We start from the raw sequence: 19,914 nt of genomic DNA, 5'->3' as shown, positions 1-19,914 counted from the left end.
GAAATTTGTTGATAGTGGGATCTACCAATGAAAGAATGATATTTTCATTTCTATTCATTCACGTAGTGGTTAATTTAGCATAGATGATAAAAAATAGGGTTAATTCCCCCACTATGACAATGTTTGGAACTATTATGATCATATCTATTATAAAAAAAGCTGCTAAAATCCCTAAAAACAACCCTAAATGATAAATTTTCAAACGGTGTTGTTCATACCTGTATTGATGAAAAACAATGGTAGTTGCAATGAAATAAAGCAATACAGAACTAAATACAAAATATAAGATAAATGAATAATGGACCTCATGTAAAAACATTAGTTTAATAGATGCTGCGATCATGCTCAAAGACATTAGAATAAATAGATGTCCGTAAACAATCGTTTGTCCTGTGCTCTGAATCGACTTGTTTAGCTTCTTTTCTACATTATCAAAATACTGCCACCACATCGATATAATAAGGATAAATGAAATGATCGAAAAAGCAATCGAATTCCAATTACCTTCTTGCGGCTGTAGTACAAACAGGGTACTAACGACCGATTCTCCAAAAAGGATTATGGTCAATAAACCATAACGTTCTAATAAATGAGCCGTATTGGTCGGGGCTTTCAGCAAATATTTGCGTCCTAAAACAGGCACAATTACATCGACAATAATTCCTGCATATAACACGGCGTATCGAATCCATGAATCAAAAAAAATAGATAGAAATGAGATGATGATCCCAATCCAAAAACGTGTTCCTAAAAACCGAGCAACCTTTTTTCGATTCCCTTCTTCTATATTCTGAACAACAAGATATTGGATTGCTGTTAGTGCCCTTAGCCCAATATAGCCAATAAGGAAGGGGAGATAGTATTGATCAAAATCAACCGATAAGCTGGATATCATAATAAGGACAAATAACATTTGAAGAATCATAAAGATGCGCTGATGCAAAAAATCTTGTCCAAACCGATTAATAAATAATGTTTGTCCAGTCCAAGACCACCATATCGGGATAAACATTAGAGCAAACTTAAATAAATATTCTGGATGAATATGCCCTTTTTCAACATGAAGTAAAGCATGAGTAGCAGTTGCAACAGCTGCAACAAATAACAAGTCATAAAAAAGTTCCAACCACGTAACTTTTTTTTCTTCCATTTATAGCACTCCTTCCCATCCCTGATAAGGAATAGTATCATGAAAGGTAAATACAAACAAGCAGGAATTGCATGGCCAAAACCTTTGACCTTATTTTTGGTGTATGTTATGAAAAAATTTGTATAATGAAACTATATTAGCTCAGAGAAATGTTTGTATGAAGCGGAAGACCTTATTTCTTCGATAAAGAGCTTTTTAAAGGAACGCCTGTCTATGAAACTTAATTTTAGGAGTGAGATTTTTATGAATAATAAATCCAAACGTTATACAGGACAAAATATCGATGTCATTTTTCATACTGAAAGATGTGTTCATGCGGCAAGATGTGTAAAAGAGTTACCAGAGGTTTTTGATGTAAAGAAGCGGCCATGGGTTAATGCAGATGGAGAAGGAGCTGATAAAATTGCAAAAGTGATCGAACAATGTCCAAGTGGTGCATTGGAATATATAAGAAAAGATAGCAGCGAACTAGAAGAGCCAAATGATAAGACAACTGTTGAGGTTGATTCTAATGGAATTATTTATCTAAAAGGAAACTTGGCCATTAAGAAAACGGAAGAAATCATTCAATGCACACGGGCTGCCTTATGTGGGTGTGGACTTTCTAATAACAAACCATTTTGCGACAATAGCCATAATTGAGAGTTACCGTAAAGCACATTTTTTAATTGGGAGGGAACAATTAAAATGATCGATATTAAAAAAGATGCCAACACTTTTTATGTAGGAGAACAGAATAACAAGGAAGCAGAAATACATTATGTTCCAACTGGAAAAGAAAAAATTATCGTGGATCATACATTTGTTTCAGACAGTCTTAGAGGTCAAGGCATTGGAGAAGCATTGGTTAAAAGAATAGTAGAGTTTGCTCGGGAAGAAGGGAAAAAGATTATCCCATTATGTCCTTTTGCGAAGACCCAAATTGAACGAAATAAAGAATATCATGACATTTTAGCGAAATGATGAGATTGGGTATTTCTAATGAAACCCTACCGATAAAACTCTGAATAGTTTTTCGGCAGAACCCCAAATGTGTTTTAATGAATGGAACAATAGACAAACCTAATATATTAGATTCAATAATAATATTATGCAAACTAATATTCTACGAAAATAATCTCCTATAAAACTTTAAAAAAATGAAACAAAATGGAAAATGATTCGTAAACATTAAGGAAAGAACTTCAAACTAGAAAGTAGGGGAATTATTTGATTTATTTATTGGCTTTTTTAGCCTTGACTCTTAATCCTTTCATATGGAGGGCTTATCGAAAGGAGAGGTGGTTTTATTATAGTCAGATCGTTCGTGTGATAATTGGATTTATTCTTATTTTCTTTTATTCGTATTTGGGATTAGTTGACCATTCTCTTGAAGCATTTATTAGTTATGCACTTTTTAATCTATCGATTTTCTTCTTAGCTGATCTTGTATACAGAAGAGGAAGGTATTTTTACATTACCAGTTTTATAGGTGTTCTAATGCTTTTAGCGAATCTTTACTTTACCTTTATTTATCCATATACCATCGTGGATGATAAGTATGAGTTTGTCGAGAAGAAAGTAAAGGTTGAAGAAAAAGAGGCTGTCTCGATGGACGAACAGCATATTGCAATTGTTCCAGAAAAATATGCTAGATACCGAAGCGAAAAGAAACTAGGAGAATTAGCTCAATCTTCGTATTACGATCTTGGAGATTCTACCATTCAAAAAATTGATAATCATTTGTATTGGGTAACACCGATTGAATATACTGGGTTTTTTAAATGGAAAAGAGCCGATTCTGTACCAGGATACATAAAAATGAGCGCAGAGGATGAAAATGAAGACGCTCAATTAGTGAAAACGAAGATGAAATATGTACCTTCAGCCTTTTTCCATGAGGATTTAAAAAGACATGTTCGAAAAGAACATAAGAATGCCATACTTTTAGAAGCAAGCTTTGAACCAAACGACCAAGGGGAACCATATTATGTCGTTCCATATGGTTACTATAATAAATTTAGGCAAATCATTGATATTAAAGGGATTTATTTAATAAATCCTGAAAATGGTAAAATAGAAGACTTTAAAATGAATCAAATACCTGCATTCGTTGATCACGTTATTCCAACTAATGTTGCAGAAGATTGGAATGAATGGTATGGGAAGTACGTTCACGGTTATTGGAATACGATATTCTCTAAAGAAGATATAAAACTGCCGACAGAATGGGATGGAATCGATGAAGTTAATGGCATATTTAATAAAGATTTAAATATGAATTGGTTTACTGATTTTACTCGACCGAAATCAGGCAGCGGCTCGATGGTTGGCTATTCCTTAATGAATGCTAGAACAGGAGATATGACCTTTTTTACAGGCGCAAATGGTTCTTTAAATGGAAAAGCAGCCATGAACGTAGCTGAAAAAACGTATCGAGCCAACAAGTATGAAGCAGGAACACCTTTGCTCTATATGATTTACGGGCAATTTACGTGGGTCGTTCCTCTTATGGATTCAAATGATGTACTAAGAGAAATCATGCTTGTAAATGCAAAAGATGAAAAAGTATTTAGCGCGAATGCACAAAAAAATAAATTATTTACAAACTATCAATATGCAATCGCAACTCAATTAAAGGGTGATAAAACGGTTCCTACTGATTTAGCTAATCTAAAAACGATAGAAGGAACAGTGGAACATGTGTATAAAGCTGAGCAGGATAATAATACAGTAGTTAAATTTATGATTAAAGGAAACAAGAAAATTTTCCAAGTCTCGTCAGCTGATTTTCCTTACGCTATCTTTATCGAAAGTGGAGCGAATGTAACGGTTAATTATATAGACACAAATGAAATAGTCTCGACAGTGGAACAGTTTGAAATGAGTGGTTTCTAGAAGAAAAAAATCTCGATTGGTTATCCAATCGAGATTTTTTTCTGTTCTGCCACTTTTGTTTGTCGATCAAGGCTGAAGCTCCACATCGTAATCGCCAATCCAATGATGGTGACGAATGCAGCGATTAATGGAACATAGAAAAGACCCAATCCATTAATCGTTACTCCGCCTAGGAAAGCTCCTCCGGCATTTCCAATATTAAAAGCAGATTGATTCGAGGTTGATGCTAGAGTCGGAGCATCTTTTGCGACATTCATTATTCGAACCTGCAGACCTGGAACGATTCCAAAAGCTGCGATCCCCCATAGAAAAATCGTGATAATGGCTAAAGGCTTCACTTGATCTGTTAATGTGAATGCTGCCACAATGACAGCAAGGATCGCGAGGTTAACAATTAAAGACGGCATTAGACGCCAATCTGCTAATCTTCCACCTACAATATTCCCTATTGTAACGCCAACTCCGAATAAAATTAAGATAAGGGAGACACTATGCTCTGAAAAGCCGGTGATCTCTTCTAAAATAGGCGCAATATACGTGAACGCGGTGAAAACCCCACCGAAACCGAATATTGTCATTAATAAAGCAATTAATACCTGCGGTTTCCGGAATACTTGAAACTCTTTTCGTAAACTGGATTGAACAGTTGTCTGAACACTAGGAACTAAAAGCATAATAAAGAAAAAGGATATAATTCCAAGGACCGTAATAACCCAAAAGGTCGTTCTCCATCCAAACTGCTGTCCAATAAAAGTTCCAAATGGAACACCTAGAATATTGGCAATCGTAAGTCCAGTAAACATAACAGCCACTGCACTTGCTTGTTTATCGGCACGAACAAGGCTAGCTGCAATAATCGATCCTACACCAAAGAACGTACCGTGTGCAAAGGAAGCGACAATTCGTGCGAACATTAATATTGAATAGCTTGAAGAAAGAGCAGCAAGAGCATTCCCAGCAATAAAGATAGCCATTAGGATGCAAAGAAGCATTTTTCGTGGCATTTTAAAGGTCATGGTTGTAAGAATAGGTGCACCTACTGCTACTCCAAGTGCATAACCCGTAATCAGTTGACCAGCTTGAGGAATGGTCACACTCAAATCCTCAGCCACATTCGGTAAAAGCCCCATGATAACGAATTCAGTCATTCCAATCGCAAAAGCCCCAAGTGTTAAGGCCCATATCGCAATAGGGAATTTAGATGCTTTTTCATTTTTAGTATTCATAGGATAAAATTTGGAATTCTCCTTTCTATTTCAGATATATAAATTCATACTCTTTCCTAAGAAATAGTAGTCAACATCTTATAATATTGAAAACGTATTCTACAATTATTTAGATCAAAGTCTGAAATTTCATTGGAAATGAAAAACAACAGATTGTATTCCACTAATCATCTTGATACAATACGAACAGTATGATCTTACGAAAAGTCTATAAAATTATGAATATTTTAAGAAAGATAACCATTACATAGGGAGAGATGACAATGAAATGTGTATCAATCGATTTAGATGGAACGTTACTTGATACGAAGCATCAAATTTCAAAGGAAAATGAAGTAGTAATCAGTCAGCTTAAAGAAAAAGGGATTGAAGTTATTTTAAACACAGGAAGAGCGTATAAGGATGTCGTCAAAATCCCTGAGGTACAAGATTTAAACTGCCCAATTTTTTGTCTAAATGGTTCGATGATGTATGCCCCGACAGGTGAATTACTGTATGAAACAAATTTATCATTCGCTTTATATAATAGACTTATTAAAACCCTGCAACATTTAAATGTTGGGATTCTTGTTTATACAAATCAAGGCGGATTTCCAGCCACATTGCCTAATTTAAGGGGGAAAACGAATGAGGAGATTCAAGAAATGTTTGACCGAACAGATTATGTTCACATTCCTCATATTGAAAATATAAAGATTTATAAACTCATAGCTTGGGTTCCAAATGAACAGAAAGACACCATTCAATTGGTTCGAGAAAGTGTAAAAAATGAAGAATCGATTTCATTTTCTTCTTCGTTTCCAAATAATCTTGAAATTACATCTGTTGAAGCGCAAAAAGGGAAAGCCATTAGACGTTATGAGGAAATCAAACAGGTTTCTTTTGATGAAATTTATTCATTTGGAGATGGGGGAAATGATGTTTCACAATTTGAAGTATCTACTGTATCGTTTGCAATGGAAAATGCTCCGGATGAAATCAAACAGAAGGCTACAAATACAACAAAGAGTAATGACGAAGACGGTGTAGCCCACGCAATAAAACACATTTTGAAGTTGGTCTAAGAAGATATTCAAAGAGCCAAGCATTTTGTTTATAAATGCTTGGCTCTTTGAATTAGTTAAGGATTATAAGAAAGTGTCATACTTTTTGCAAACTTTTTTATACGAATGAACACTTTAGAAATTAAAATAGAGAAACGTTTCCACATATGATATGCTTTACAAAAGGGGGTGATAGCATGGCAACCATAAAAGATGTCGCAAAGTTGGCAGGAGTAGGGATAGGAACAGCTTCTCGGGTTATCAATAAATCTGGGTATGTTAGTGAAGAAACGAAAAATAAAGTACTTGAAGCGATAAAACAATTAGGATACGTTCCAAATGAAACAGCAAGAGCATTTGTGACACAAGATAGTAAGATCGTAGCATTATTTTTACCATCGATACATCACGCGTTTTTCTCAGAGCTTGCTTATTATATTGAAGATGAGCTTGATAAAAATGGATACAATATGATGCTTTGCAACTCTAGCGGACATATTGAAAAAGAACTGAAATATATAAGCATGCTCAAACAAAACAAAGTATCAGGTATAATTGGAATCTCCTATAATTCAATTGAAAATGAAATCAATCATTCCATGCCTATTGTTTTAGTGGACCGTCATATTGGAGAAAATATACCTTATGTTTCAAGTGATAATTATTATGGAGGGCAACTAGCCTATCAAGTGCTGAAAGATACTGGCTGTACGAATGTTGCTTATATTGGAACTTTTTCGAAAGCAGTAGTAACGGAAGTAGAAAAAAGAAGAAAAGGATTTGAAGATGCGGCAAAAGAGGGTGGGATAAAATGCACTCTTTATATTGAAGAGGATCCTATTAAGGATGAAACTACATTTTTAACGAATTTTTTTAAAAATTATAAAGATGTAGATGGGGTATTTGTAGAGAATGATATCATGGCACTGAAACTAGTACAGCTTGCCATTGAACAGAATATAAATATACCTGATGAGCTTTCCATTATTGGGTATGATGGGATTAAGACCTATTCTGCATTAAGACCAAAGTTATCATCTATTAGGCAGCCAATTGAACGAATGGGGAGAAGTTTAGTTGATTTAGTCATTAAGAGAATAAATGGGATTCCTGTTGAACCTGTTGTTCATCCTGTAGTGTTTTGTAAGGGTGATACAACATTATAATGACAAAAGAAGAAAAGGAATGAAAAGCTGATTGACAACAATGGGTGTATTTACTATACTGAAAGTATAAATGGAAACATTTCCATATTTAAATTTGGGGCTTAGCCCTTTAATTATTAACCTTTTGTGGAAACGCTTCCATTAATTTGGGAGGGGGAAAACAGTTGAAAAAATTAATTAGAGTTTTTATCATTACAGCCCTTATTTTTGGTTTAACTGCTTGTACAAATTCTGCAAATAATAGTGCAGATTCATCTGATGGACGAAAAGAATTAACAGTATGGGTACATGTTCCGAAAGAGGATCCAGAGGGTAAAAATTATGATTTAAGAGCTAAAGAATTTGAAAAACAACATGAAAATGTAAAGGTAACCGTTGAACACATCGTAAAAACTGGTGAGGGAAGTGGTTATAATGACAGACTTAACGCTGCCATTACTACTGGAGATTTACCTGATGTAATCACTCTTGAAAGCGTTCACACAGCATCTTATGTTGATTCAGATATTCTGTTGCCTTTAGACAAGTATTTAGGAAAAGATGTAATTGATTCTTATTTAGACACCATCGTAATGGCTGGTAGTGTTGGAGATCATTTATATGCCTTGCAATCCTTTGATTTATCATCACCTGTATTCTACAATGTAGATTTATTTAAAGCTGCAGGGATAGAAATTCCCGCAGATGAAAATGGAAATTGGACATTAGATTTAGCTTGGAGCTATGATGAATTCTTGAAAAATACGAAAATTCTTAAAGGGTACATGGGGCAAGAACCAGTGCATATGTTCCCTGACAATAATGGATGGCAAATGTATGCACACTCTCCAATCATTTTTTCCAATGATGCGCAATTAGTTGGGAAAAATGGCTTAGACGTAGATGGGTATTTTAACAGTAAAAATACAATTGAAGCTCTAAATTTTATCAACACTCTATTTAGAGAAGGAATTGTTTCGCCAACAGCTAGGGAGAATGCATTTGCTACAGGAAAAGCAGCCATTAGTTTTGAAGGAGCTTGGAAGATTGATGAATTAACAAAAGAGTATCCAGATTTGAATTGGTCATTAATGCCTTATCCATATGGGAAAAAGGGGCATAACTCAGCACCACATGGCAGTTGGTATGTGGCTGGGACGAACAGCACAAAATATCCAGAACTTACAGCGGAGCTAGTTGCTCATTTAACAAATAAAGATAGCGCCAAAGCAATGGAGGAAGCTGCTGGGCTCATTCCTGGCCATAAAGATTTGTTAGCTACCTCTAAACTATATAGTGAGTATCCTAGAAAATTAATGCTGGATCAATTAGTAGAGACTGCACATCTTAAACCTACATCACCTATTTTTCCAGTCCTTGAAGATGTATTGGGGGATGTTATAGAAGGAATAGCTTTAGATAGTGATTCTGTCGAGAATTTAGTTCAGGAGGCAGTTAATAAAGCTGAACGTGAGGCTTCAAGATTTAAATAGGGTTAAATTTTCTAGAATAATAGTAAGTATACGATTCGTCGTATACTTACTATATTATTAAGGGGTATTTATATGGAAAAAGATAGAAAAAACTTAAATAAATCCGGAGTACGAACATTCTTTTTTAGCAGTAAGTTTTTATTTTTACTTCCTGCATTTACTTTAATCGCAGTGTTTGTTATCTACCCATTAATTCTTGCAGTTGTTTATTCATTTACAGACTATTACCTACTGAAACCAAATGATATCTCATTTATTGGATTTGATAATTACTTTCAAATTGCAGAAGACAAATTTGCACGATTCGCTTTTTTTAACTCTTCTAAATATGTTATTTATATCGTCCCATTTCAAGTCGCAATATCATTGTTCTTAGCTATCTTAATTGCAAAAAAATCAAAAGTGAATACCTTTTTTAGAACGGTATTCTTTTCACCGTATATTTTATCCATTATCGTTGTTTCTTTACTATGGAAAAACATTTTAGATCCAAATGTAGGAATTATCAATGTCTTCTTGTCTAATTTTGGTTTTTCCAAGCAAGGGTTTTTTACCGAGCCTGATCTAGCTCTTCCGACAATCTCCTTTATTATTCTTTGGCAAGGAATAAGCTTCCAAATGTTAATATTAATGGCTGCACTACAGGATATTCCATCGGAACTGTACGAAGCAGCAGATATAGAAGGTGCGAATGCCTGGAAAAAATTTAAATATATTACACTTCCTAGCATAAAGGGGCAGCTTGTTTTTGTACTAATCGTTGTGACAACAGGGACATTTAAAATCATTATTGAACCGTTAGTATTAACAAATGGAGGACCAAATGGCAGCACAGCTAGTATCCTATTATACATGTTTGAACAAGGAACCAGATATCGTCAAATAGGCTACTCAAGTGCTATTACAGTTATATTTGCACTTATATTAATCATCATTGCATTGGTTCAAAGAAAGTTATTTAAGGAGGATTAAAAATTGAAAAAATCCTATGTGAGTAATGCTCTAAAAATTCTTGTGTTAATCATATTTGCTATCCTCTTCTTATTCCCAACTGTTTGGATGTTTGTTGGCAGCACAAAAACAGTCGCAGAAATTTCTAAAGAAATCGGTACTTTTAAAAGTTTTATCCCAAATTTAAATAATATAAATATTTGGTTTGAACCTTATAAAGAAATTTTTAGTAGATTTAATTTTTCTCTTCATTTTTTTAATAGTGTTTTTTATAGTTTTGTGATAGTTACAGGGAGTTTATTAGTTAATTCGTTAGCGGGCTATGTTTTAGCAACATTTGATATACCATTTAAAAAGTATATTACAGGAGGTTTACTTATTTTAATTATTTTTCCTTTTCAATCTGTTCTAATCCAAATATTCATTATCATCAATGAATTGAATCTAACGAATACAGTTTGGGGGCTGGCATTACCCCATATAGGAAGTGCATTTTACATCTATTTATTTATGGTATTTTTTAAAAAAATCCCAAAAGAATTAAGAGAATCAGCATACATCGACGGCGCGTCGGAATGGAAAATATTCACTAAAATTGTTGTACCGATCTCTAAACCCATTTTCCTGACGATTGGAATATTAGTGTTTGTCGGATCCTGGAATGATTATGTCTGGCCTCTAATGATTTTCACTGAAACATCAAAATATCCATTATCAGTTGCTGTAAATATTATGAACGAGACAAAGCCTGTATTCTTAAACCAAGTGATGGCAGGCTTAACTTTAACAACATTACCAATTTTATTGGTTTATATTTTCGCACAAAAATACATCACGCCACAAAACTCATCTTCTGGAATTAAATAAAAGATTTTTTAGAGGTGACTTATGAGTTTAATTTATCACATTAATTTTGATGAAGGGTACGGTAATCAAACTAAAGAACTTATACGCGGCAATCTATTAAAAATCGAATACATTTTTAATAATGCCAAGTATAAAAAAAATTGTTCACTTAGATGGATTAAGTCCCCCATATCAGGGTACGCGCTAGATTTTGATGGTTATTCTACCTTTATCATAGATAAACCATTGGATTTGATCGAATCATTTACGATATCCGCATTCATTGCACCTAGATGTTTCGAAGCTTGTCATGGAGAAGTTTCAACAACGATCGTTGACCAATTAGATAAAAACGATAAAAAAGGATTTGCGTTGAGTCTATATCAACATGGTGAAATTCAATTTGAAATTGGGGACGGAAATCAAATCTATCTACTAAGAAGTAAAAAACAAATTAAACCTTATAAAAAATCACTCATTACCGTTACGTATAACCAAGAAACAAAAGAGGCATCTCTCTATATAAATTCAGAGTTTCAATTGAAGTGTGAATCCATTACAACTTGGAAACCTTCAATAATCCCATTATCTATCGGATTAAATAATAGCCCATTTAAAATAAGTGACATTTTTAAAGGCGGGATGTTTTCTGGATTAATTGATTATATCCAAATATTTGATGAAGCTTTGTCCACCGAAACGATCCAAAAAGAGTTTCTTAGTTTGCGTGATAAGCTGTCACTAGATTTAAAGGAAATAGACCTTGATGAAGGGAAACTTTTAGACGACGAACATCGTCCGCAATACCATGCAATCCCGCCGCAGCATTGGATGAATGAACCTCATGCTCCTTTTTACTTTAATGGGAAATACCACTTATTCTATCAAAAAAATGCATCAGGTCCTTATTTCTCAAATTTACATTGGGGACATTGGAAAAGCGATGATTTAGTTTTTTGGGAAAATGAAAAAACGGCGTTGTTTCCACAAAAGGGCGACCTAACTCCATCAGGTGTCTGGTCTGGGTCTGCAGCAATTGGACCAAATGACTACCCATATCTCTTTTATACATTTGCCAATTTTGGTAAGAAACGTAATCAAGGCGTAGCTATCGCTCGTCCGAAAAATGTAGAAGATCCACACTTAGTTGATTGGGAAATGTCCAATCATGCGGTAATCACTCAAACCGATAAACAAGGAATACCTTCACAATTTAGAGATCCTTTTGTCTGGAAAGATGAAAAAGAAGAGGGATGGTATTTAATTATTGGCGGCGGCATAGAAGGGAAGGGCCCAACAGCCTGGATATATTTATCCGATGATTGTGTAAACTGGACATTTAAAGGGGAGTTTTTTACGGTAGACAATAAAAAGTACCCTTTATTGGGAACGAATTGGGAGCTTCCAGTTTTTTTACCAGTGTCTGACGATAAAGGAAATACAAAATATATGTTTCTATTTATGAGTTATTTCAATTCAGAGCCAAGAGAACAAGTGGATACCTATTACTTTCTTGGGGAATTTGATAAAAATAACTTTAAATTTATCCCTGATTCCCTAGAAGCACAACTAATCGATTATGGAAGGTTTAAATTTAGCGGGCCAAGTGGTTTTGTAGATCCACTGACAAACAAATCTGTTGTATTTTCAATCCTTCAAGGCGATCGGAATGAACAGGAAGAGCATGATGCTGGTTGGGCTCATAATGCGGGACTTCCTATTGAACTTTACCTAGAAAACAATGAGCTAAGAATGAAACCATTGGAAAATCTAGTAGCTTTGAGAGCTGAATCGTTGGTCAATGAAAAGGATAAGTTATTAGTTGATATCAATGAAAAACTTAAAGCAGTCCATTCTAAAATGCTTGAAATAATAGTGGAATTTGAAGATACAAACAAAGTAGTTGGCTTGGAATTAAAAAAGCATCCGACGAACCAGGAAAAAACAAGTCTAATCTTTGATAAAGTTCAAAAACAAGTATGGATTGACCGAAGTAAAAGCAGTATGGAACGTACAGGAGATATACAAGGCGGATCACTCGACATTGATAAAGGATTCATCGCACATATTTATATCGATCATTCTACAATCGAATGCTACTTGAATGACAAAAAAATGATTACTAGTAGGACTTATCCTTCTTTAAAAAACAGTGATTATATATCTCTTATTGGAGATGATTCAATCATTATCAGATCAATTGAAGTTTATAAGCTAAAATCAATTTGGAAAAATAGTGGAAGCGAATAAAGAAATGATAATAGGAAGTAAAAAAAAGCTCAATTTCTCTATTTTAATAGTGAGAAATTGGGCTTTTAAATATTGGATTACTGTTGGAAATCCGCATTTTCTTAGCGCTGGCAATTATACAAAAGTAATATCAATCTGCAAAATTTCAGATCTGCTTCCAATCCTTATAGGAGGACCCCAAAAGCCAAATCCAGAAGAAACAAACGCATGAAGCTGTTTTTTCTTTTTATATCCCCAATCAAGCTCAAATAATTTCTTTGTTACTAAATGATTGGGAGCCATTTGGCCGCGGTGAGTATGCCCAGATAAAATCACATCAACTCCACTGTTCATCGCTTGATTTAATTCAGAAGGCTGATGATCCATTAAAATGACTGGAAGATCCTGATTTAGATTTCCCACCAATTCTTCAACAGATTTTCGATTTTTGTCCGTTTTATCTTTACGCCCTATAATAAAGAAGCTATTATCTATTGTCATAACCTCATCCAGTAGAATTTTAATATCGATCTCGTTCATTTCCTTTAAGTATTGAGGAATTTCCCCACCATAGTATTCATGATTTCCAAGAACCCCGTAAGTACCTAATGGAGCTTTTAATTTTTTCATCAGATCACCCATCTTTTGCTTAATAAATGATTGAGGATCGTCATCAATAATATCTCCAGGCAGGAGAATGATGTCAGGGACTAGACGATTTACTAAATGAACTAATCTTTGTACATGTTTTCTGCCTGAAAGAACTCCAAAATGCATATCGGAAGCCATAGCAATTCGTAACGATTTTCGGTGAGATCCTTTCTTCGGAATTGCAATTTGGTATGCTCTAATGGTTGGTGAATAAGCATTATATAGACCAAACCCAAGAATTAAGCCAATCGTTAATAAGACAAACCACCCTGCCCAAATGATCAAGGCATCTTTTGGGATAGATGTAAAGCCAACCAACCAAACGAATAAGTTTGCAATAGGCAACAGGAGCAAGCAATACTGGAATACAGCAAACCAAAAAGAACCGATTACTTTAAAAATTGTAATTGATTTCAAAAATTGACTGATTAAATAAGAATAGGAAATAATGATCATAAGGATGGCGTATAAAAGAGGATATTCGATTGAAAAAGCAGTCTTTAACCAAATCCATCCGTTCCAACTAATATAAAAAACAAGTAAACTATAAAGGGTAATCATTCCACTTACATTCAAGAGTGTCCGAAACTTGTTCATATTTTTCTCCTTATATACAAATTTTTTATTTATCATATTATTTTTTAAAGAAAAAATCATGTTTAAGTTATTAATTTATTGTAAAAATTCTTAACACAAATATGGATAGATTCATTTTGTTATCATAAAATAGGAATATTATACTCTAAATATCTACAACAAAATTTGGGAAGGGGAATAAATATGAGAGAACAGTACTCTAGTGATATATTAGAAAAATTACCAAAAGTAGATCTTCATTTGCACCTTGATGGTAGTTTAAAACCAGAAACCGTTTTCGACTTATCGATTCAAGAAGGCCTTAATCTCCCTGCTAAAAATCCAAACGAGCTGCTATCCTATCTGCAAATTCAAGACACTTGCACGAGCTTAAAGGAATACTTAAGCAAATTTGATCTAGTTTCCAGCCTTTTGCACACAGAGAAGGCACTTGAAAGAGTAGCCTATGAATTAGTGGAACAAGCTTTTGAAAAAAACGTTCAATATATTGAGGTACGATTTGGACCTCAATTGCATCGTAATAATGGACTATCGCTAGAACAAATCATCGAAGCTGTGATAAATGGATTGAAGCGAGGAGAAAAAGAATATGGGGTAAAAACCAATGTCATAGCTTGTTGCCTAAGACATCATTCGATTGCAGAAAATCTAGAGGTAATCGAAGCCGCCTCATCATTTCATGGAAAAGGGTTAGCAGCTGTAGATTTAGCTGGAGATGAAGCTGCATTTCCTGCCCATCTTTTTCGTGAGGTGTTTCAGCTTGCTAATAAAAAAGGAGTACCTGTAACCATTCATGCAGGGGAAGCAGGTGGGCCTGAAAATATTTATGAAGCTGTTACCCATTTACATGCTGCGCGAATTGGTCATGGTGTTCGATTACGTGAAGATCCTAAAGTGAAAGAGCTTATTTTGGCGAACCGAATTCCATTAGAGATGTGTCCGATTAGCAATATACAAACAAAAGCTTGTATCGATTGGGATGATTATCCAATCCGAGACTATTTTGACAATGGCATTCTTATAACAGTGAACACTGATAACTTAACTGTGTCTAACACAGATATTACAAAAGAATTACAAAATTTAATGGATAAATTTCAATTTTCAATAGAAGAAATAAGTAAAATTCTACTAAATGGAATAGAAGCTGCATTTTTAAGTTCATCTGAAAAAAATTCGCTAAGAAAGAAATTTCATGAAGATTTCTTAACATTAGGAATTTCATAGAAGCATTCACAAAAGATATCGTTTTATTAGGGGATAAAATGTGCAATTGAGTACATTTATCCCCTTTTTTTATTTATTCATTGGAGAAAGAAACTTTTTTATCATATCAGCCGTCTTTAATAAATGAATTCGAAAACAGATGATTCATTGTGTGGTTTCCTAAAAATTAATCGCGGGGGTAGTAATGAAAGAAGGGCAGCTAAGGTGTTTAATTTTAAATAGCCTTTATCTAGGATACATGGTAAGGTAATAACAGTAAAAAAATCAATTTTATATGATAAAAGGAGTGTATGAATGGAAAATTGGATTACTGGAATTATGGAGGACTACGGATACATAGGGGTCTTTTTATTAATTGCTCTAGAAAATATATTTCCGCCAATTCCATCTGAAATTATTTTAACATTTGGAGGCTTTATGACGACTACATCCAGCCTGAGTGTTATCGGTGTCGTCACAGCTGCAACGCTAGGATCCGTTGGAGGAGCAGTTGTTTTATACGGAATTGGCTTGCTTTTAGATGTGGAGCGATTAGAAAAAATTGTGGACAGATGGGGACATATTTTAAGATTAACTCGAAAAGATATATATCGTGCTGATGCATGGTTTGATAAATATGGCTATTGGACGGTCCTTTTTTGTCGAATGGTACCGTTAATCAGAAGTTTAATTTCCATTCCTGCAGGGATGTCAAATATGAAATTCTCTCTTTTTCTTCTTTTCACAACGATTGGCACATTAATTTGGAATATCATCCTAGTTTCAATTGGCGCAGCGCTCGGAACGAAATGGAGAACAATCCTTCATTTTATGGATATTTATTCAAACATTGCTTATGCCATTATAGGTGCTGGAATCATTATCTTCCTTATCTTATTCATCCGTAGTAAAAGAAAAAAAAGGTAAAAGAAGAGAGTTTCTTATTAAAATTTAAGTTAAGGAGTAGATTATACCAATGGAATTATTATTTATTATTAAGTCCATCATTTTAGGAATTGTAGAAGGTTTGACGGAGTTTGCTCCTGTTTCATCAACAGGTCATCAAATCATAGTCGACGATATGTGGCTGAAATCTGAACAGGATTTAGGGAAGTATGTTGCCAATACTTTTAAGGTTGTGATTCAACTAGGTTCAATTTTAGCTGTAGTGATCGTTTTTAAAGATCGATTTATTAATCTATTAGGTTTAGGTAGACTTAAAAAAGATGTTGTACATGGATCAAGCAGACTAAAGCTTTCACAGGTCATTGTAGGTCTAATTCCTGCAACCGTTCTTGGTCTTCTCTTTGAGGATTTTATCGACGATAACTTATTTTCAACGGCTACTGTTTTAATCGGGCTTGTTCTTGGAGCCATCTTGATGATTATTGCTGACAAATTTGGACCTAGGCATCCAAGGGTTACGACTGTTGATCAAATAACATATACACAAGCTTTTATAGTGGGACTTGTACAATGTTTTTCTTTATGGCCTGGTTTTTCTCGATCAGGTGCAACGATATCAGGTGGAGTGTTATCAGGAATGAGTCACCGGACAGCGGCTGATTTTACTTTTATAATGGCTGTTCCGATTATGTTTGGAGCAAGCTTATTATCCATTTTAAAAAATTGGCAATATTTCACTATGGATGCACTGCCATTTTTCATCGTTGGATTTATTTTTGCTTTCATTTCCGCATTGATTTCGATTAAATTTTTCCTGAAATTGATTGATCGAATTAAACTCTTGCCATTTGCGATTTATCGAATTGTACTAGCAGCCGTTATCTACATAATCTTTTTCTAATAAGAAAAGCGCAAGCGCCTTGATCAGCCCTGAAGAAAAATGTTCTCATGCCTCAAAAATGCTTTTTACTTTTAGAGGCATGAGGTTATCTTTCACAAGGGCTAGGTGCTGGAGCTAGACACCAGTCGGACTAAAAAAAGTTTATCATTCGATAAAAAAGTAGACTACCTTATCAGATTAATAGTAAGGTAGTCTTCTTTTTAAATGCTTGAATTCCCTTTTGCTGATTGCAATTCCTTCGCTAGCTCTTTTAATTTTTCCACTAATTTATGAAATTGTTCCTCATTTTTTTGATCAAGAGCCATGTCGATATCCTTCTTTATGTTATTTACTTCCTGCTCCAACATGAGGATTGCAATCACTTGATCAGCAGCCTTTGCTTGTCTTTGATAAAGTTCATATGGCTTTATTTCGTCATTTGTATATTCTATTAATTGATTGTAGCGTACATTGCGCATTTTTCCATAAAAATGAAGGATGATATTTATCTTAGAAGTTGGATTTGCTGTAATATCTCCTATTGCAGTAGCGACATCGAATGTTTTTCTTTGATTATAGTAATATTCAAAGCCTGTCTCATCTGAATTGGTACTTGAGATTACAATTGTTTTTTCTTTTAAATTAATTTTTTCTGTAAATGAAAGATTTTCAAGAATATGTGTTTTATTGTTTAGGAATTCAATTAATCTACGAGCTTCAATCCTTTTAAGGCGATGATTATCAAGAAACCATTTTAAAAAGCTTCGTTTTTCATTTGCTGATACCCATTTTCTCATAATAACACACCTGTTTTTTCTCTATTTTAACATGATTTAGAATTTAACGACATTGATAAGGGGGTAATCAATCTTTATCAATAAAAAGAAAAAATGCATTAAAATAATTATATGGATTTATTGGCGCCTAGCTAAGGAGATGTCATCATTTACTTGTTTTTAACAACTACAATTTACATGTTTTGAAGGGGGATTGGAAGTGGAAGAATTCCAATATGAAATTGTGAAATTACCTGCTTATCGAGGAATCGGACTAAAGTGGGATGGCTCTTACGCAGAAATAAGTACGTTGAAAAAGCTTATTATTCGCATGAGTAGTAGAGTGGGAGAGTTAGATCATGCTGTTAACCAAGAGGTTCAATTAGGGTTATCTTATCATCGTAGGAATGATGGCTTTGTTCATTATTCAGTTTATGAAGTTAGTGACATGCAACAAGTTCCCGATGGAATGGTAGAAATTCATGTACCAGAGATGACATACTTAAAGACACATCACAAGAAGGGAAAAGACATCGGTCAAACATATAAAAAAATCCTTCAATGGCTGAAGGAAAGCGACTACGTCCCGTATGTAGATAGGAATGAGGTATATTACGATGATTTAGCGATAAAACACGAAAGATATCCGGTTGATCGTGATTTAAATGATCCTCATTTTGATATCCTAATTCCAATTGATAGGAAGAAATAAATTTAATTATTCTTTTAATACCGCAATCAAATGCCATTATGGCCTATAGTCCTTGAAAGGATTTTGTACAACAAGAATTAGACTGTTATATGATAGGGAACTGAGTTGTTTTTATAAACATTTCCAGTTCCCAAATAAACATTAGGCTTTGTGCTATGACGGCCAGGACTGCATCGTAATTTCGATGATCTCCTGTAGCTGTTCACGCGTTACACCATTAGCAGCTTGAATGGACATGCCAAAGGCAAGAGTAAGGATATAGCGGGCAAGAGCGGATGGGTTGGAATTTCCAGGAAGGTCTCCATCCAGTTTTGCTTTTTCGAGACGAATGGTTAAGGCCTTTTCAGAATCAACGCGTCTTGACGTTAGCTCCAGCTTAATCGCCTCCGACTCTTCTCCGCAAGCAAGAGCACCTTGGACAGTGAGACATCCTGGTGGTGTTTCGGGATTCGTAACTGAATCAGCCGTTACATGAAGCAGCTTTTCGACAACCTGACGTGCCGTAGGTTCTTTAAAGGCAGCAGCCGTTGCCTTCGGTGGTCCTTCAAAATAAAGATCAAGCGCCTTTTGGAATAACTGTTCTTTACTTCCAAAGGTAGCATAAAGGCTTGATCGATTAATATTCATTGCTTCTGTCAAATCCGACAGGGATGTACCCTCGTATCCTTTTCTCCAAAACAATTCTAATGCTTTTTCTAATGCACCTTCTATGTCGAAGGCACGTGGTCTTCCTACTGCCATTTTGGTCGCCTCCTATACTTATAGAAATGAATAATATAAGTTTAATGGATAATATTGAATTAAACAACTGATCGGTTTAAAATAAGAGCATTCATTTTTACGATGAGGAATAATCCATGACGTGCCATGGTTGGAGAGATCTATAATCAAAGAATCGTGAATGCTGAATGGGATTAACAAAGGGAATTCAATCTAAATATTTTGAAAGGAAGAAAGTATATTGTTATCAGTTATTTTTATTTTTCTTTTAGCAGGGATTGCTGAAATTGGGGGAGGCTATTTAATCTGGCTGTGGTTAAGAGAAGGAAAGCCTGCATATTTAGGCCTTATTGGAGGAATAACATTAGCCATATACGGTGTCATTGCGACTTTTCAACTGTTTCCTTCATTTGGTCGAGTTTACGCTGCTGGTAGTGTCAAAAGTTCTATGAAAAAACAGATTTTTGTTCAAGCTAATGCCAAAAGAAGTTTTCTGACCGCCACAA

The 19,914-nt window shown here is 34.6% G+C and carries 19 protein-coding genes; 14 read left to right on the top strand and 5 right to left on the bottom strand.

The genetic code is table 11. The features are described 5' to 3' along the window. Positions 1-58: 58 nt before the first annotated feature. On the bottom strand, positions 59-1,150 hold the full coding sequence (locus FDO66_RS17620) for a low temperature requirement protein A (RefSeq protein ID WP_141433978.1): 1,092 nt from the start codon (positions 1,148-1,150) through the stop codon (positions 59-61). A 243-nt stretch (positions 1,151-1,393) separates the two neighbouring features. On the opposite strand from FDO66_RS17620, the gene FDO66_RS17615 reads away from it, so the two are divergent. From FDO66_RS17615 to FDO66_RS17605, 3 genes are all read left to right on the top strand, one after another. Continuing rightward, entirely contained in the window at positions 1,394-1,792 is a 399-nt protein-coding gene (locus FDO66_RS17615) for a (4Fe-4S)-binding protein (RefSeq protein ID WP_181444633.1), read from the top strand. Between the two features lie 45 nt (positions 1,793-1,837). Further along, the gene (locus FDO66_RS17610) at positions 1,838-2,113 is read left to right on the top strand and encodes a GNAT family N-acetyltransferase (protein ID WP_141433976.1); all 276 of its coding nucleotides are present in this window, start codon (positions 1,838-1,840) and stop codon (positions 2,111-2,113) included. Between the two features lie 345 nt (positions 2,114-2,458). Then, on the top strand, positions 2,459-4,027 hold the full coding sequence (locus FDO66_RS17605) for a hypothetical protein (protein ID WP_181444632.1): 1,569 nt from the start codon (positions 2,459-2,461) through the stop codon (positions 4,025-4,027). Positions 4,028-4,047: 20 nt separating this feature from the next. Here the strand turns inward: FDO66_RS17605 and FDO66_RS17600 are convergent, their stop codons facing one another. Beyond that, positions 4,048-5,253 carry an MFS transporter gene (locus FDO66_RS17600; protein ID WP_141433974.1) on the bottom strand — a complete coding sequence of 402 codons (1,206 nt, stop codon included), beginning with the start codon at positions 5,251-5,253 and terminating at the stop codon, positions 4,048-4,050. 263 nt (positions 5,254-5,516) lie between these two features. On the opposite strand from FDO66_RS17600, the gene FDO66_RS17595 reads away from it, so the two are divergent. The 6 genes from FDO66_RS17595 (at position 5,517) to FDO66_RS17570 (ending at position 12,981) form a co-directional block, all read left to right on the top strand. Next, positions 5,517-6,317, top strand: coding sequence for an HAD family hydrolase (locus FDO66_RS17595; RefSeq protein WP_141433973.1), 801 nt, complete (start codon positions 5,517-5,519; stop codon positions 6,315-6,317). A gap of 176 nt (positions 6,318-6,493) precedes the next feature. Continuing rightward, a complete protein-coding gene (locus tag FDO66_RS17590; protein WP_181444631.1) occupies positions 6,494-7,462 on the top strand; it encodes a LacI family DNA-binding transcriptional regulator in 969 nt (322 codons plus the stop codon). Positions 7,463-7,626: 164 nt separating this feature from the next. Further along, positions 7,627-8,934 (top strand): ABC transporter substrate-binding protein, encoded by a 1,308-nt coding sequence (locus FDO66_RS17585; protein WP_181444630.1) that lies wholly within the window; start codon positions 7,627-7,629, stop codon positions 8,932-8,934. Positions 8,935-9,006: 72 nt separating this feature from the next. Continuing rightward, positions 9,007-9,906: a carbohydrate ABC transporter permease gene (locus FDO66_RS17580; RefSeq protein ID WP_141433970.1), complete on the top strand. Its 900-nt coding sequence runs from the start codon at positions 9,007-9,009 to the stop codon at positions 9,904-9,906. Positions 9,907-9,909: 3 nt separating this feature from the next. Then, positions 9,910-10,752 (top strand): carbohydrate ABC transporter permease, encoded by an 843-nt coding sequence (locus FDO66_RS17575; protein ID WP_141433969.1) that lies wholly within the window; start codon positions 9,910-9,912, stop codon positions 10,750-10,752. A 21-nt stretch (positions 10,753-10,773) separates the two neighbouring features. Continuing rightward, entirely contained in the window at positions 10,774-12,981 is a 2,208-nt protein-coding gene (locus FDO66_RS17570) for a glycoside hydrolase family 32 protein (RefSeq protein WP_141433968.1), read from the top strand. A 114-nt stretch (positions 12,982-13,095) separates the two neighbouring features. Here the strand turns inward: FDO66_RS17570 and FDO66_RS17565 are convergent, their stop codons facing one another. Beyond that, positions 13,096-14,208, bottom strand: a complete 1,113-nt coding sequence (locus FDO66_RS17565; RefSeq protein WP_141433967.1) for a metallophosphoesterase — start codon at positions 14,206-14,208, stop codon at positions 13,096-13,098. Between the two features lie 183 nt (positions 14,209-14,391). Between FDO66_RS17565 and add the strand changes: the two genes are divergently transcribed. The 3 genes from add (at position 14,392) to FDO66_RS17550 (ending at position 17,221) form a co-directional block, all read left to right on the top strand. Next, entirely contained in the window at positions 14,392-15,435 is a 1,044-nt protein-coding gene (add, locus tag FDO66_RS17560; RefSeq protein WP_141433966.1) for an adenosine deaminase, read from the top strand. 294 nt (positions 15,436-15,729) lie between these two features. Further along, positions 15,730-16,341 carry a DedA family protein gene (locus tag FDO66_RS17555; protein WP_141433965.1) on the top strand — a complete coding sequence of 204 codons (612 nt, stop codon included), beginning with the start codon at positions 15,730-15,732 and terminating at the stop codon, positions 16,339-16,341. A 49-nt stretch (positions 16,342-16,390) separates the two neighbouring features. Next, positions 16,391-17,221 (top strand): undecaprenyl-diphosphate phosphatase, encoded by an 831-nt coding sequence (locus FDO66_RS17550; protein WP_141433964.1) that lies wholly within the window; start codon positions 16,391-16,393, stop codon positions 17,219-17,221. Between the two features lie 200 nt (positions 17,222-17,421). On the opposite strand, the gene FDO66_RS17545 is transcribed toward FDO66_RS17550, so the two are convergent. Next, positions 17,422-17,997, bottom strand: coding sequence for a YpiB family protein (locus FDO66_RS17545; protein ID WP_141433963.1), 576 nt, complete (start codon positions 17,995-17,997; stop codon positions 17,422-17,424). A gap of 199 nt (positions 17,998-18,196) precedes the next feature. On the opposite strand from FDO66_RS17545, the gene FDO66_RS17540 reads away from it, so the two are divergent. Continuing rightward, a complete protein-coding gene (locus FDO66_RS17540; protein WP_141433962.1) occupies positions 18,197-18,688 on the top strand; it encodes a GyrI-like domain-containing protein in 492 nt (163 codons plus the stop codon). A 153-nt stretch (positions 18,689-18,841) separates the two neighbouring features. Here the strand turns inward: FDO66_RS17540 and FDO66_RS17535 are convergent, their stop codons facing one another. Beyond that, on the bottom strand, positions 18,842-19,429 hold the full coding sequence (locus FDO66_RS17535; protein WP_141433961.1) for a TetR/AcrR family transcriptional regulator: 588 nt from the start codon (positions 19,427-19,429) through the stop codon (positions 18,842-18,844). 217 nt (positions 19,430-19,646) lie between these two features. Between FDO66_RS17535 and FDO66_RS17530 the strand changes: the two genes are divergently transcribed. Then, positions 19,647-19,914 (top strand): YnfA family protein (locus FDO66_RS17530; protein ID WP_395939808.1); only part of this gene is annotated, 268 nt, incomplete at its 3' end.

The organism is Bacillus sp. 03113 (genome assembly GCF_006546985.1).
Classification (GTDB): Bacteria; Bacillota; Bacilli; order Bacillales; family Cytobacillaceae; genus VATK01.
Note: the sequence above shows the minus strand (reverse complement) of the source record. Positions and strands in the feature narration are given on the sequence as shown.

What these genes read in the sequence shown, in the direction of transcription:
- FDO66_RS17620 (WP_141433978.1), bottom strand. Translation starts at nt 1,150, where the DNA reads ATGGAAGAAAAAAAAGTTACGTGGTTGGAACTTTTTTATGACTTGTTA.
- FDO66_RS17615 (WP_181444633.1), top strand. Translation starts at nt 1,394, where the DNA reads ATGAATAATAAATCCAAACGTTATACAGGACAAAATATCGATGTCATT.
- FDO66_RS17610 (WP_141433976.1), top strand. Translation starts at nt 1,838, where the DNA reads ATGATCGATATTAAAAAAGATGCCAACACTTTTTATGTAGGAGAACAG.
- FDO66_RS17600 (WP_141433974.1), bottom strand. Translation starts at nt 5,253, where the DNA reads ATGAATACTAAAAATGAAAAAGCATCTAAATTCCCTATTGCGATATGG.
- FDO66_RS17595 (WP_141433973.1), top strand. Translation starts at nt 5,517, where the DNA reads ATGAAATGTGTATCAATCGATTTAGATGGAACGTTACTTGATACGAAG.
- FDO66_RS17590 (WP_181444631.1), top strand. Translation starts at nt 6,494, where the DNA reads ATGGCAACCATAAAAGATGTCGCAAAGTTGGCAGGAGTAGGGATAGGA.
- FDO66_RS17580 (WP_141433970.1), top strand. Translation starts at nt 9,007, where the DNA reads ATGGAAAAAGATAGAAAAAACTTAAATAAATCCGGAGTACGAACATTC.
- FDO66_RS17570 (WP_141433968.1), top strand. Translation starts at nt 10,774, where the DNA reads ATGAGTTTAATTTATCACATTAATTTTGATGAAGGGTACGGTAATCAA.
- FDO66_RS17565 (WP_141433967.1), bottom strand. Translation starts at nt 14,208, where the DNA reads ATGAACAAGTTTCGGACACTCTTGAATGTAAGTGGAATGATTACCCTT.
- add (WP_141433966.1), top strand. Translation starts at nt 14,392, where the DNA reads ATGAGAGAACAGTACTCTAGTGATATATTAGAAAAATTACCAAAAGTA.
- FDO66_RS17555 (WP_141433965.1), top strand. Translation starts at nt 15,730, where the DNA reads ATGGAAAATTGGATTACTGGAATTATGGAGGACTACGGATACATAGGG.
- FDO66_RS17550 (WP_141433964.1), top strand. Translation starts at nt 16,391, where the DNA reads ATGGAATTATTATTTATTATTAAGTCCATCATTTTAGGAATTGTAGAA.
- FDO66_RS17545 (WP_141433963.1), bottom strand. Translation starts at nt 17,997, where the DNA reads ATGAGAAAATGGGTATCAGCAAATGAAAAACGAAGCTTTTTAAAATGG.
- FDO66_RS17535 (WP_141433961.1), bottom strand. Translation starts at nt 19,429, where the DNA reads ATGGCAGTAGGAAGACCACGTGCCTTCGACATAGAAGGTGCATTAGAA.